Origin of the sequence: Pseudomonas sp. 3MA1 (assembly GCF_029237275.1) — a bacterium.
Classification (GTDB): Bacteria; Pseudomonadota; Gammaproteobacteria; order Pseudomonadales; family Pseudomonadaceae; genus Aquipseudomonas; species Aquipseudomonas fluorescens_AP.
Window position 1 is genome coordinate 631,336 of the sequence record NZ_JAACFX010000001.1, and the last position, 12,635, is coordinate 643,970.

Annotated in this window: 12 protein-coding genes; all 12 read left to right on the forward strand. The window is 63.1% G+C overall.

Translation table 11 applies throughout. The features are described from left to right. Nucleotides 1-12: 12 nt before the first annotated feature. A complete protein-coding gene (locus GWQ44_RS02975; RefSeq protein WP_177435169.1) occupies nucleotides 13-1,206 on the forward strand; it encodes an ATP-binding protein in 1,194 nt (397 codons plus the stop codon). Nucleotides 1,207-1,211: 5 nt separating this feature from the next. Continuing rightward, nucleotides 1,212-2,618, forward strand: a complete 1,407-nt coding sequence (locus GWQ44_RS02980) for a sigma-54 dependent transcriptional regulator (RefSeq protein ID WP_047302682.1) — start codon at nucleotides 1,212-1,214, stop codon at nucleotides 2,616-2,618. Between the two features lie 129 nt (nucleotides 2,619-2,747). Then, nucleotides 2,748-3,074, forward strand: a complete 327-nt coding sequence (gene fliE, locus GWQ44_RS02985; protein WP_016963157.1) for a flagellar hook-basal body complex protein FliE — start codon at nucleotides 2,748-2,750, stop codon at nucleotides 3,072-3,074. Between the two features lie 15 nt (nucleotides 3,075-3,089). Next, entirely contained in the window at nucleotides 3,090-4,877 is a 1,788-nt protein-coding gene (gene fliF / locus GWQ44_RS02990) for a flagellar basal-body MS-ring/collar protein FliF (protein WP_016963158.1), read from the forward strand. Continuing rightward, on the forward strand, nucleotides 4,870-5,889 hold the full coding sequence (fliG, locus tag GWQ44_RS02995) for a flagellar motor switch protein FliG (RefSeq protein WP_011059975.1): 1,020 nt from the start codon (nucleotides 4,870-4,872) through the stop codon (nucleotides 5,887-5,889). Before fliF ends, fliG begins: the two co-directional genes overlap by 8 nt. 9 nt (nucleotides 5,890-5,898) lie before the next feature. Next, on the forward strand, nucleotides 5,899-6,735 hold the full coding sequence (fliH, locus tag GWQ44_RS03000) for a flagellar assembly protein FliH (protein ID WP_275926618.1): 837 nt from the start codon (nucleotides 5,899-5,901) through the stop codon (nucleotides 6,733-6,735). Continuing rightward, a complete protein-coding gene (fliI, locus tag GWQ44_RS03005; RefSeq protein ID WP_103741581.1) occupies nucleotides 6,725-8,083 on the forward strand; it encodes a flagellar protein export ATPase FliI in 1,359 nt (452 codons plus the stop codon). The genes fliH and fliI overlap by 11 nt, the downstream gene beginning before the upstream one ends. Before the next feature lie 6 nt (nucleotides 8,084-8,089). Continuing rightward, a complete protein-coding gene (gene fliJ, locus GWQ44_RS03010; protein ID WP_016963162.1) occupies nucleotides 8,090-8,539 on the forward strand; it encodes a flagellar export protein FliJ in 450 nt (149 codons plus the stop codon). A gap of 87 nt (nucleotides 8,540-8,626) precedes the next feature. Continuing rightward, nucleotides 8,627-8,932: an STAS domain-containing protein gene (locus tag GWQ44_RS03015; RefSeq protein ID WP_011059979.1), complete on the forward strand. Its 306-nt coding sequence runs from the start codon at nucleotides 8,627-8,629 to the stop codon at nucleotides 8,930-8,932. A 14-nt stretch (nucleotides 8,933-8,946) separates the two neighbouring features. After that, the gene (locus GWQ44_RS03020) at nucleotides 8,947-10,644 is read left to right on the forward strand and encodes a fused response regulator/phosphatase (RefSeq protein ID WP_275926619.1); all 1,698 of its coding nucleotides are present in this window, start codon (nucleotides 8,947-8,949) and stop codon (nucleotides 10,642-10,644) included. A gap of 31 nt (nucleotides 10,645-10,675) precedes the next feature. Next, a complete protein-coding gene (locus GWQ44_RS03025; RefSeq protein WP_016963166.1) occupies nucleotides 10,676-11,020 on the forward strand; it encodes an Hpt domain-containing protein in 345 nt (114 codons plus the stop codon). A 95-nt stretch (nucleotides 11,021-11,115) separates the two neighbouring features. Further along, on the forward strand, nucleotides 11,116-12,546 hold the full coding sequence (locus GWQ44_RS03030) for a flagellar hook-length control protein FliK (RefSeq protein ID WP_275926620.1): 1,431 nt from the start codon (nucleotides 11,116-11,118) through the stop codon (nucleotides 12,544-12,546). Nucleotides 12,547-12,635 lie beyond the last annotated feature (89 nt).

Sequence of the window (12,635 nt, forward strand, 5' to 3'; positions counted from 1 at the left end):
CAAGCCGCCCAGATGTCTCCTGCCCCCGATGCTGCGGGGCAATCGTCGTCCGTAGAGCAGGCAAGCCGGCTAGGTCTTGAGCAGGCCTTCGCCTTGTTCAACCAGATGTCGAGCCAACTTACTGACTCCTACAGCATGCTTGAGGCCAGGGTGACCGAGCTCAAGGGCGAGTTGGCCGTGGTCAGCGCCCAGCGCATGCAGGAGCTGGCGGAAAAAGAGCGCCTGGCCAACCGTCTGCAGAATCTTCTCGACCTGTTGCCGGGTGGCGTCATCGTCATCGATGGCCAGGGCATCGTCAGCGAAGCCAACCCCGCGGCGTGTGACCTTCTGGGCTTGCCCCTGGAAGGGGAGCTGTGGCGCAACATCATCGCCCGCAGTTTTGCGCCCCGTGAGGACGACGGTCATGAAATTTCCCTGCGCGACGGTCGGCGCCTGTCGATTGCTACCCGTTCGCTGGATGCCGAGCCCGGGCAACTGGTGTTGCTCAACGACTTGACTGAAACCCGCCATCTGCAGGATCAACTGGCTCGTCACGAGCGCCTGTCCTCCCTGGGCAAGATGGTCGCCTCCCTGGCGCACCAGATTCGCACCCCCCTCTCGGCAGCCTTGCTGTATGCCAGTCACCTCACCGAACAGGAGTTGCCACTGGCCACCCATCAGCGGTTCGCTGGGCGGCTCAAAGAGCGCTTGCATGAGCTGGAGCACCAGGTGCGCGACATGCTGGTGTTCGCCCGTGGCGAATTGCCCCTGACCGATCGCCTGTCCCCCAAGTCGCTACTGCAGTCATTGCAGGCAGCGGCCCAGACCCACGTCCAGGATGTTGCCGTGCGCTGGCAGTGCGACAGTCATCAAGGGGAATTGCTGTGCAATCGCGACACCCTGGTCGGTGCCTTGCTCAATCTGATCGAAAACGCCGTGCAGGCCAGTGCGGGCGCGGCGCGGCTCAAAGTGCATCTGTATACCCGCGGCGACACCCTCAGGTTGTGTATCAGTGACAGTGGCAGCGGCATAGACGCTGCGGTTCTGGAGCGCTTGGGCGAGCCGTTTTTCACCACCAAGGCCAATGGCACCGGGCTTGGCCTGACGGTGGTCAAGGCGGTGGCCCGTGCTCATCAGGGAGAATTGTCCCTGCGTTCGCGTCCTGGGCGCGGTACTTGTGCGCTGGTGACACTGCCTCTGTTCTCCAGTGCTCATGGAGTGGAGTGAAGGCAATGGCAATCAAGGTTCTACTGGTTGAAGACGATCGCGCTTTGCGCGAGGCCCTGGCGGATACCCTGCTGCTGGCCGGTCATGACTACAAGGCGGTCGGCAGCGCGGAAGAGGCGCTGGACGCGGTCGCTGTCGAGTCCTTCAGCCTGGTGGTCAGCGATGTGAACATGCCGGGCATGGATGGCCACCAGTTGCTGGGGCTGCTGCGTGCCCGTCAGCCGCAATTGCCGGTGTTGCTGATGACCGCCCACGGCGCCGTCGAGCGTGCCGTGGAGGCCATGCGTCAGGGGGCTGCCGATTATCTGGTCAAACCCTTCGAGCCCAAGGCGCTGCTGGAACTGGTGGCTCGTCATGCCTTGGGCTGTCTGGGGGCGAGTGACGGGGAAGGGCCGGTGGCATTCGAGCCGGCCAGTGCGCAGTTGCTGGAGTTGGCCGCGCGCGTGGCTCGCAGCGATTCCACGGTGCTGATCTCTGGCGAATCCGGCACCGGCAAGGAAGTGCTGGCGCGCTATATCCATCAGCATTCCCATCGGGCCAGCCAGCCTTTCATCGCCATCAACTGCGCGGCGATTCCCGACAACATGCTTGAAGCCACCTTGTTCGGGCATGAGAAAGGATCCTTTACCGGTGCCATTGCGGCCCAGCCCGGCAAATTCGAGCAGGCCGACGGCGGCACCATCCTTCTGGATGAAATCTCCGAAATGCCCCTGGGATTGCAGGCCAAGTTGCTGCGGGTGTTGCAGGAGCGCGAGGTGGAGCGGGTCGGCGCCCGCAAGCCCATCACCCTGGACATCCGCGTGGTGGCCACCACCAACCGCGATCTGGCGGGGGAAGTGGCGGCCGGGCGCTTCCGTGAAGACCTGTACTATCGCCTGTCGGTATTTCCCTTGGCGTGGCGCCCACTGCGGGAGCGGACCGCCGATATCCTGCCGCTGGCCGAGCGACTGTTGGCCAAGCACGTCAATAAAATGAAGCATGCCGCCGCCAGACTCTCTGCCGAGGCCCAGGCCTGTCTGTTGGCCTATCCCTGGCCGGGCAACGTTCGCGAACTGGACAATGCCTTGCAGCGCGCCCTGATCCTGCAGCAAGGAGGGCTGATCCAGCCGGAGGACTTCTGTCTGGCCGGGCCGGTTGCCTGTGCGCCACTGCCGGCCTTGGCGGTGGCCGCTCAGTCGGCGCCGCGCAGCGTGGTCAATGCCGGTGAAGGCGCGCCCCAGGAATCGGGTGGCCTGGGCGATGATCTGCGGCGCCGGGAATTCCAGATGATCATCGATACCTTGCGTTCCGAACGCGGGCGTCGCAAGGAGGCGGCGGAGCGATTGGGGATCAGTCCGCGCACCCTGCGTTACAAGTTGGCGCAGATGCGTGACGCCGGAATGGATGTCGAAGCCTATCTGTTTGCCACTTGATCGTTCATGGGCGAAGCCACGGAGAGGCTTTTGTCGCGCAAGGCCATGGAGCTGGCACCCTTGTTGCTAACACCTCACTAACCGCACAGTGAGTGTCAAAAAATTGCGGGCCGTCAGAGAGAGTAGACCATGAGCCAAGGTGTTGAATTTAATCGGTTGATGCTGGATATGCGGGCCATGCAGATGGACGCGATGTCGCAGCCTAAATCCGCCGCAGTGGCAGAAGTCGGCGGCAGCAGCTTCGCTGACATGCTTGGTCAGGCTGTGAACAAGGTCAATGACACTCAGCAGGCTTCCAACCAGCTGGCCAGCGCTTTTGAAATTGGCAAAAGCGGCGTCGACCTGACTGACGTAATGATTTCCTCGCAAAAGGCCAGTGTGTCTTTTCAAGCTTTGACCCAGGTGCGCAACAAGCTGGTTCAGGCGTATCAAGACATCATGCAGATGCCGGTTTAAGGACGAGATTGAGTCATGGCAGAAGCAGTCGCCGATAACGTACCGGCCAAGGCCACCCCAATAGACGGTAAACCGCCGCTGTTCGGTCTGTCCTTCCTGGAAAACCTGTCCCAGATGACCATGCTGCGTCAGGTTGGCCTGTTGGTAGGCCTGGCCGCCAGCGTGGCGATCGGCTTTGCCGTGGTGCTCTGGTCGCAGCAGCCCGATTACCGGCCGCTGTATGGCAGCCTGGCCGGTATGGATGCCAAGCAGGTCATGGATACCCTGGCTTCTGCCGACATTCCTTACACCGTCGAGCCCAATTCCGGTGCCTTGCTGGTCAAGGCCGATGATCTGTCCCGGGCCCGCATGAAGCTGGCGGCCGCTGGCGTGGCGCCGGGAGACGGTAACGTCGGATTCGAAATCCTCGATAAGGACCAGGGCCTGGGCACCAGCCAGTTCATGGAGGCGACCCGCTATCGTCGCGGCCTGGAAGGCGAGCTGGCCCGGACCATCTCCAGCTTGAACAACGTCAAGGGTGCCCGCGTGCACCTGGCGATTCCGAAAAGCTCGGTGTTCGTCCGCGACGAGCGCAAGCCCAGCGCTTCGGTACTGGTAGAGCTTTACTCCGGCCGCTCTCTGGAGCCGGGTCAGGTCATGGCCATCGTCAACCTGGTGGCCACCAGCGTCCCTGAGCTGAGCAAGTCCCAAGTCACAGTGGTCGACCAGAAGGGCAACCTGCTCTCCGATCAGGCGGAAAACTCCGCATTGACCATGGCTGGCAAGCAGTTCGATTACAGCCGCCGCCTGGAAAGCATGCTGACCCAGCGGGTGCACAACATTCTGCAGCCGGTGCTGGGCAACGATCGCTACAAGGCTGAAGTCTCGGCGGACGTCGACTTCAGCGCAGTGGAATCCACTTCCGAGCAGTTCAACCCCGATCAGCCGGCCCTGCGCAGCGAGCAATCGGTCAACGAGCAGCGCTCCAGCAGCAATGGCCCGCAAGGCGTGCCAGGCGCTCTGAGCAACCAGCCGCCGTCACCGGCGTCCGCGCCGCAAACCACTGGTGGCGCCACGGCCTCTGCGGGCATGGTGCAACCCGGCCAGCCGCTGCTGGACGCCAATGGTCAACAGGTCATGGATCCGGCCACCGGTCAGCCGATGCTGGCACCGTACCCGGCGGACAAGCGTCAACAATCCACCAAGAACTTCGAACTCGATCGCTCCATCAGCCACACCAAGCAGCAGCAGGGGCGAGTCAATCGCCTGTCGGTAGCGGTGGTGGTGGACGATCAGGTCAAGGTCAATCCGGCCAATGGCGAAACCACCCGCGCTCCCTGGAGCGCCGACGAATTGGCGCGTTTCACCCGACTGGTGCAGGACGCGGTAGGTTTCGACGCCAGCCGTGGCGACAGCGTCAGTGTGATCAACGTGCCGTTCTCCGCCGAGCGCGGAGAAGTGGTCGCCGATATTCCGTTCTATTCGCAGCCCTGGTTCTGGGACATCGTCAAGCAGGTCCTGGGTGTGCTGTTCATCCTGGTACTGGTGTTCGGCGTGCTGCGCCCGGTGCTCAACAACATCACCGGCGGCGGCAAGAACAAGGAACTGGCAGGGCTGGGCAGCGATGTCGAGCTGGGCGGCATGGGCGGCCTGGATGGCGAACTGGCCAACGATCGCGTCAGCCTCGGTGGCCCGCAAAGCATCCTGCTGCCGAGCCCGAGCGAGGGTTATGACGCTCAGTTGAACGCAATCAAGAGTCTGGTGGCTGAAGACCCGGGTCGTGTGGCTCAGGTCGTGAAAGAGTGGATTAACGCAGATGAGTGATAACCGAGCCGCTACCGCCAAACTGACCCGGGTCGACAAAGCCGCGATTCTGCTGCTGTCCCTGGGTTCCACCGATGCCGCACAAGTGCTGCGCCACATGGGGCCCAAAGAGGTCCAGCGTGTGGGCGTGGCCATGGCGCAGATGGGCAACGTGCACCGCGAGCAGGTCGAGCAGGTGATGAGCGAGTTCGTCGACATCGTCGGCGATCAGACCAGCCTCGGCGTGGGTTCCGATGACTATGTGCGCAAAATGCTCACCCAGGCCCTGGGCGAAGACAAGGCCAACGGCCTGATCGACCGCATCCTGCTGGGTGGCAACACCAGCGGCCTGGACAGCCTGAAGTGGATGGAACCCCGGGCCGTGGCTGACGTGATCCGCTACGAGCACCCGCAGATCCAGGCGATCGTCGTGGCCTATCTGGATCCGGATCAGGCCGGCGAAGTGCTGGGCAACTTCGACCACAAGGCGCGTCTGGACATCATTTTGCGGGTTTCCTCGCTCAATACCGTGCAGCCGGCGGCGCTCAAAGAGCTGAACCAGATTCTCGAGAAGCAGTTCTCCGGCAACTCCAACGCTTCTCGTACCACCTTGGGTGGTATCAAGCGTGCGGCCGACATCATGAACTTCCTCGACAGCTCGATCGAAGGCCAGTTGATGGATTCGATCCGCGAAGTCGACGAAGACCTGTCCGGTCAGATCGAAGACCTGATGTTCGTGTTCAACAACCTGGCCGATGTCGACGACCGTGGCATTCAGGCGCTGTTGCGCGAAGTGTCCTCCGACGTGCTGGTACTGGCCCTCAAGGGGTCGGACGAAGGGGTCAAGGAAAAGATCTTCAAGAACATGTCCAAGCGTGCGGCGGAGCTGCTGCGCGACGATCTGGAAGCCAAGGGGCCGGTTCGCGTCAGCGACGTGGAAACGGCGCAGAAGGAAATCCTCACCATTGCCCGCCGTATGGCCGAAGCCGGAGAGATCGTTCTCGGCGGGAAGGGCGGCGAAGAAATGATCTAAGGTCGCTTTATGTCGTCCAGCAGTGATGAGTCCCACAGCGAACTGATTCGTGCCCGGGACGTCGAGGGTTTTGACGTCTGGGCGCTGCCCAGTTTCGACCCCGAGCCGCCCGAGCCTGAACCGGAGCCTGAAGAAATTCCGGAAGAGATCGAGGAGGTGCCGCTGGATGAAGTCCAGCCGCTGACCCTCGAAGAGCTCGAGAGCATTCGTCAGGAAGCCTATAACGAAGGTTTCGCCACCGGCGAGAAGGAAGGCTTCCACAGCACGACGCTCAAGGTCCGGCAGGAGGCTGAGGTGGCTTTGAACGCCAAGCTGCAGGCCCTCGAGCAACTGATGGTCAACCTGTTCGAGCCGATTGCCGAACAGGACACGCAGATCGAGAAAACCCTGGTGGAGCTGGTCAAGCATGTTACCCGTGAGGTGATCCAGCGTGAATTGGCGATGGATTCCAGCCAGATCGAGCACGTCATGCGCGAAGCTCTCAAGCTGCTGCCCCTGGGTGTTGGCAACGTGCGTCTCTACGTCAATCCGCAGGACTTCGAGCAGGTCAAGAGCCTGCGCGAGCGGCACGAGGAAAGCTGGCGCATCGTCGAGGACGAAGCGCTGCTGCCCGGCGGCTGTCGGGTCGAAACCGAGCACAGCCGCATCGATGCCAGCGTCGAAACCCGCATCACCCAGGCCATGGATCAGTTGTTCGATCAGATGCACGAGCAATCGCTGCACCCGGCGGCCGCGGACCTGAGCCTGGATCTTGGTCCACGGACGCCGTCGTTGCCGGATATCGATGCCGAGCAATCTTTGCTCACCGAGCACCCCGAGCCTGTGGAAACTGCTGATGCGCCTTGAACGCACCAGTTTCGGCAAGCGTCTGGGGGGCTACGCCGGCGCCGTCAAACTGCCGGGGCAGCCCATCCTGGAAGGGCGCCTGCTGCGCATGGTCGGCCTGACCCTGGAGGCGGAAGGGTTGCGTGCGGCCATGGGCACTCGTTGCCTGGTGATCAACGATGACAGCTATCACCCGGTCCAGGTCGAGGCCGAGGTCATGGGGTTCTCCGGGGGCAAGGTGTTCCTGATGCCGGTGGGCAGCGTGGCCGGGATTGCCCCGGGTGCCCGCGTGGTCCCGCAGGCCGACACCGGGCGCCTGCCCATGGGCATGAGCATGCTCGGGCGCGTGCTGGATGGCGCCGGACGGGCGCTGGACGGCAAGGGTTCCATGCGCGCCGAAGACTGGGTGCCGATGGATGGTCCGACCATCAACCCCCTCAAGCGCGACCCCATCAGCCAGCCGCTGGACGTGGGGATCCGCAGCATCAACGGTTTATTGACGGTAGGCCGCGGCCAGCGTCTTGGCCTGTTCGCCGGTACCGGCGTGGGCAAGAGTGTGCTGCTGGGCATGATGACCCGCTTCACCGAAGCCGACATCATCGTGGTCGGGCTGATCGGTGAGCGGGGGCGTGAGGTCAAGGAGTTCATCGAGCACATTCTCGGCGAAGAAGGCCTCAAGCGTTCAGTGGTGGTGGCTTCGCCAGCGGACGACGCGCCGTTGATGCGTTTGCGGGCGGCGATGTACTGCACGCGGATCGCCGAATATTTTCGCGACAAGGGCAAGAACGTCCTGTTGCTGATGGACTCCCTGACCCGTTTCGCCCAGGCCCAGCGGGAAATCGCCCTGGCCATTGGTGAGCCGCCTGCCACCAAGGGTTATCCGCCTTCGGTGTTCGCCAAGCTGCCCAAGCTGGTGGAGCGGGCCGGTAATGCCGAGGCCGGCGGTGGTTCGATCACGGCCTTCTATACCGTGCTGTCCGAGGGCGATGACCAGCAGGACCCTATCGCCGACTCGGCCCGAGGCGTGCTCGACGGGCATATCGTGCTGTCCCGGCGCCTGGCGGAGGAGGGGCATTACCCCGCCATCGACATCGAAGCCTCCATCAGCCGGGTCATGCCGGCGGTGATCAGCCCCGACAACATGGCGCGCGCCCAGTACTTCAAGCAGTTGTGGTCGCGTTATCAGCAGGCGCGGGATCTGATCAGCGTCGGCGCTTATGTGGCCGGCGGTGATCGCGACACCGATACCGCGATTTCCCTGCAGCCGGCCATGGTTGCCTACCTGCGCCAGGGGCTGAACGACAACGTCAGCCTGGGCCACAGCCAAACCCACCTGGAGATGCTTTTCGCTCCGGCGACGGGCGGTTAACCGGCCATGGCCGATAGCCGTGCGGCGCGTCTGGCGCCGGTGGTGGACATGGCTGAAAGCGCCGAGCGTACCGCTGCCCAGCGCCTGGAGTACTTCCATGGGCAGGTGCGCGTGGCCGAGAGCAAGCTGGGGGATCTGGAGCGCTTTCGCGGCGATTACCAGGAGCAGTGGGTCGAGCGCGGCAAGCTGGGCGTCAGCGGTCACTGGCTGATGAACTACCAGTACTTTCTCAGTCAGTTGGACACGGCGGTGGCCCAGCAACGGCAGAGCCTGGCCTGGCATCAGAACAACCTCGATCGCGCGCGGGAGGCCTGGCAGCAGGCCTATGCCCGGGTAGAAGGGCTGCGCAAGCTGGTGCAGCGCTACATCGACGAGGCTCGGGCGCTTGAGGACAAGCGCGAGCAAAAGCTACTGGATGAACTTTCCCAGCGTCTGCCCCGTCAGAATCCTTACTGATAGCGCTCATTTTCGGTCTGCAGGTTGTTCGACTGCCAGCTGGGTGCTACACCTTTTAGACGTCGTCAATGACAAGGAAGCAGTCACATGTCGGTCGTTACAGAAATATCCCCGGACGGTCAGAAACTCACGATTTCCATTCGCGGGCGCTTTGATTTCGGGCGTCATCAGGAGTTTCGCGAATCCTACGAGCGGCTCAACCGGACGCCGGAGTCCATCGTGGTGGACCTCAAGGAGGCCACCTACCTCGACAGCTCCGCCCTGGGCATGCTGCTCCTGTTGCGTGACCATGCCGGCGGCGACAACGCCGATGTCCGGGTGATCAACAGCAACTCGGATGTGCGCAAGATTCTCGCCATCTCCAATTTCGACAAGCTTTTCGACATCAGTTGAGCGGGCCGCGCTCCATGGCCGAGCCCCTGTGTGTGCTGATTGCCGAAGATGGCGCGGCGGATCGTCTGCTGCTGTCCAGCATTATCCGGCGCCAGGGGCATCAGGTGCTGGCGGCCAGCAATGGCGCCGAGGCCCTGGCGTTGTTCGAGCAGCAGCGACCACAGATCGTCCTGATGGATGCGCTGATGCCGGTGATGGACGGCTTCGAGGCTGCGCGGCGGATCAAGGCCCTGGCGGGCGAGACGCTGGTGCCGATCATCTTTCTGACCTCCCTGAGCGAGAGCGAGGCGCTTGCCCGTTGTCTGGAAGCGGGCGGCGACGACTTTCTGGCCAAGCCCTACAACCCGGTGATCCTTGGCGCCAAGATCAATGCCATGGACCGGCTGCGCCGCCTGCAGGAAACCGTGCTGGCGCAGCGCGATCAGATCACCCGCCACCACGATTACCTGCTCAACGAGCAGCGCGTGGCCAAGGCCGTGTTCGACAAGGTGGCCCATTCCGGCTGCCTGGACGCGCCGAATATCCGCTATCTGCAATCGCCTTATGCGCTGTTCAACGGCGATCTGTTGCTGGCGGCCTATACCCCGGCGGGGGACATGCATGTGCTGCTGGGGGACTTCACCGGGCACGGTTTGCCCGCGGCCGTGGGGGCGATGCCCCTGGCTGAGGTGTTCTATGGCATGACCGCCAAGGGCTACGGTTTGCCGGAAACCCTGCGGGAGATGAACGCCAAGCTCAAGCGCATCCTGCCGGTGGACATGTTCTGTTGCGCGACCCTGTTGTGCCTGAGCTGCCAGCGACGGTCGGTGGAGGTGTGGAACGGCGGCATGCCCGAGGGCTACCTGTATCGTCATGCCAGTGACGCGCGCACGCCCCTGGTGGCGCGGCATCTGCCCCTTGGAATATTGAGCGCCGAGGCGTTCGAGGATCGTACCGAGGTGTTCTCCATGATGCCCGGGGATCGGGTGTTCCTGTTGTCCGACGGGGTGATCGACACCTGCAATGCCGACGAGGAGCTGTTTGGCGTGGAGCGGCTGTATCGGGTGTTTGCCGCCAACCGCCAGCCGGAGCGGCTGTTCGAGGAGGTCCAGCAGGCCCTGGAGCGCTTTGGTGGCAGTGCCCGGGACGATGTGAGCATGGTCGAGGTCGGGTTGCCGGAGTTCCCCAGGTTGGCGCCGCCGGCCCCGGTGTACTCCGACAGCGGTCAGTCCTGTCCACTGGACTGGTCGGTGAGTTTCGAGTTTCGCGCGGCCACTCTCAAGCGCTTCAATCCGCTGCCATACCTGCTGCAACTGTTGCTTGAAGTGCACGGCCTGCGCTCCCAGAGCGGGGTGCTCTACAGTGTTCTGGCCGAGCTTTATTCCAATGCTCTGGAGCATGGCGTGCTCAAGCTCGATTCTCGGCTCAAGCGCGATGCCGAGGGGTTTACCCGCTATTACCGCGAGCGCGCGTTGAGGCTGGAGCAGTTGCAGGAAGGTTTTGTCCGGGTGCACCTGCAGGTGCAGCCTCTGGAAACCGGAGGGCGCTTGGTGGTTCGGGTCGAAGACAGTGGTGATGGGTTTGATGTGGCGGCCGTTATGGCCCGTCCCAACGATGCCGGACGGTTTTCGGGGCGTGGCGTCAGCCTGATCCGACAGATGAGCCGTCAGGCGCAGTGGTCGGACGATGGGCGCAGTGTCTGCGTGGAGTTTTCCTGGGACGCTCTGGCATAATCCCGCGGGTTCTTGATCAAGGAGTGAACAAGTGGCTGAGATACATCTGGACCACACGGTGCTCAATGCATTGCAGGAAGTGATGGAGGATGAATACCCCGTCCTGCTGGATACTTTCGTCTGCGATTCCGAGGAGCGGGTGCGGCTGCTGCACAAATCCGAGGACGCTTTGCAATTGGTAGCCACCGCTCACAGCCTCAAGGGCAGCAGTAGCAACATGGGCGCCATCCGCCTGGCGGAACTCTGCCATGAGCTGGAGTTGCGGGCCGGGCAATCCGCCACCGATGGCATCGCCCGCCTGGTGGGAGAGATCGACGGCGAGTTCGCCATTGTCCGGCGCCTGTGCGAGCAGGAACTGCAACGCTTTCACTGTTGAGCAATATTTTTTCAGCGGGTTGACGAAACTGGCTCGACCCTTGCAATCAAGTCTCGTGACTGTACCTATGATCCCCGTGCAGCGGAGACTGTCCCATGGCTGTTACCCCCAATACGCTTCTTCAGGCCGCCGCTCAGGCCAGCGCTAAGTCCAAGACTCAAGCGACTCCTGCCAGCCCCCTGGCAAGCGTTGCCGAGCCTGGTGACAAGGCGCCCAGCTTCGCCCAGCTCTATGCCAAAGAGGCCCAGAGCAAGCCGCAGAACAAGTCGCTGACCTTTGCCGACAACTCGCCCAAGCCGGTGCGCGACAAGGGTGCCGACAATAGTCCAAAGAAAGATGTCGCCAGCGATCAGTCTGCCGCGTCGCAGCCCGTGGTTGCCGATAGCGGCAAATCCTTGCCTGCCGACAAAGCGACGAGCAGCGACAGCAAACCGGCCAGCGCCGCCAGTGACGCCAGCAAGCCGGCCGACAGCAAGTCGGCTGATAGCCAGCCGGTCGACAACACCCAGGCTGATGCCCCGGTCAATCCGGTGCCGCTGGACCCTAGCCTGTTGCCGGCCATCCAGCCGCAACCTCAGGTCGCGGAAGTGCCGCCGCCGGTGGTGGCGCCGCAACCTCAGGTAGAAGTCCCCGTGGTAGTGCCGGCAGTGGTGGCCGCGGCAGTGCCGGCGGTGCCCCCTGCGGCCGAGCCGCCCAAGGCGGTGTTCGATCCCGAAGCCGATCCTCTGGATGCCATGCCGGCCGTGCGTCTGGCCATGGAGCAGGGCGGTCACGTCTCGGCTTCCAGTCAGGCGCAGCCCAAGGCCGCCCCTGCAAGCGCCAATGCCGAGGGCCAGTTGACGTCGGTGCAGAATTTCGCCAATGCCATGGTCGGCATGCTGGAGCAGCAGGCCGGCAAGGGCAGTACCGAACAAGGTGGCGAAAAAGCCTTCACCGGTCTGATTGCCGATGGCCTGAAAGACCTCAAGGGCGCGTCCAGCGATACCCGGGTGGATGATTTCGCCAATCGCCTGGCGGCCCTGACGCAGGCGGCAACGCCCAAGACCGCCAACGCGGTGCCGGTCAACCAGCCCCTGGCCATGCACCAGAGCGGCTGGACCGATGAAGTGGTCAACCGGGTGATGTACCTGTCCAGTACCAATCTCAAGTCGGCGGACATCCAGTTGCAGCCTGCGGAACTGGGGCGCCTGGATATTCGCGTGCACATGATTCCGGACCAGCAGACCCAGGTCACCTTCATGAGCGCCCATGCTGGCGTGCGCGAAGCCCTGGAAGGGCAGATGCACCGCATGCGCGACATGTTCAACCAGCAGGGTCTGGGGCAGGTGGACGTCAACGTGTCCGATCAGTCCCGTGGCTGGCAGGGGCAGGAACAGGCGCAACAGGAGCAGAATCGTCGCAGCGGTTCCAGCACCAGCGGTGGGCGCCTGGACGCTGGTGATGATGAGTTGTCGCCTGTCGTGGCAGAAGTGCAGGCTCCGGTACAGACAGTGATTGGTAGCAGCGCCGTCGACTACTACGCTTGACCCTTGTCGGGGGCCGGTTCCCGGTCCCCACGCCGATCCCTGCGGTGTGGCTGTCACCGCAGGTTTCCCCTCGCAGCCTTGCCCTTGGC

Excerpts from the sequence above, each read along its gene's own strand:
- fliG (WP_011059975.1), top strand. The coding sequence starts at position 4,870 with ATGAGTGATAACCGAGCCGCTACCGCCAAACTGACCCGGGTCGACAAA.
- GWQ44_RS03020 (WP_275926619.1), top strand. The coding sequence starts at position 8,947 with ATGGCCGAGCCCCTGTGTGTGCTGATTGCCGAAGATGGCGCGGCGGAT.
- GWQ44_RS02975 (WP_177435169.1), top strand. The coding sequence starts at position 13 with ATGTCTCCTGCCCCCGATGCTGCGGGGCAATCGTCGTCCGTAGAGCAG.
- fliH (WP_275926618.1), top strand. The coding sequence starts at position 5,899 with ATGTCGTCCAGCAGTGATGAGTCCCACAGCGAACTGATTCGTGCCCGG.
- GWQ44_RS03015 (WP_011059979.1), top strand. The coding sequence starts at position 8,627 with ATGTCGGTCGTTACAGAAATATCCCCGGACGGTCAGAAACTCACGATT.
- GWQ44_RS03030 (WP_275926620.1), top strand. The coding sequence starts at position 11,116 with ATGGCTGTTACCCCCAATACGCTTCTTCAGGCCGCCGCTCAGGCCAGC.
- GWQ44_RS02980 (WP_047302682.1), top strand. The coding sequence starts at position 1,212 with ATGGCAATCAAGGTTCTACTGGTTGAAGACGATCGCGCTTTGCGCGAG.
- fliF (WP_016963158.1), top strand. The coding sequence starts at position 3,090 with ATGGCAGAAGCAGTCGCCGATAACGTACCGGCCAAGGCCACCCCAATA.
- fliI (WP_103741581.1), top strand. The coding sequence starts at position 6,725 with ATGCGCCTTGAACGCACCAGTTTCGGCAAGCGTCTGGGGGGCTACGCC.
- fliJ (WP_016963162.1), top strand. The coding sequence starts at position 8,090 with ATGGCCGATAGCCGTGCGGCGCGTCTGGCGCCGGTGGTGGACATGGCT.
- fliE (WP_016963157.1), top strand. The coding sequence starts at position 2,748 with ATGAGCCAAGGTGTTGAATTTAATCGGTTGATGCTGGATATGCGGGCC.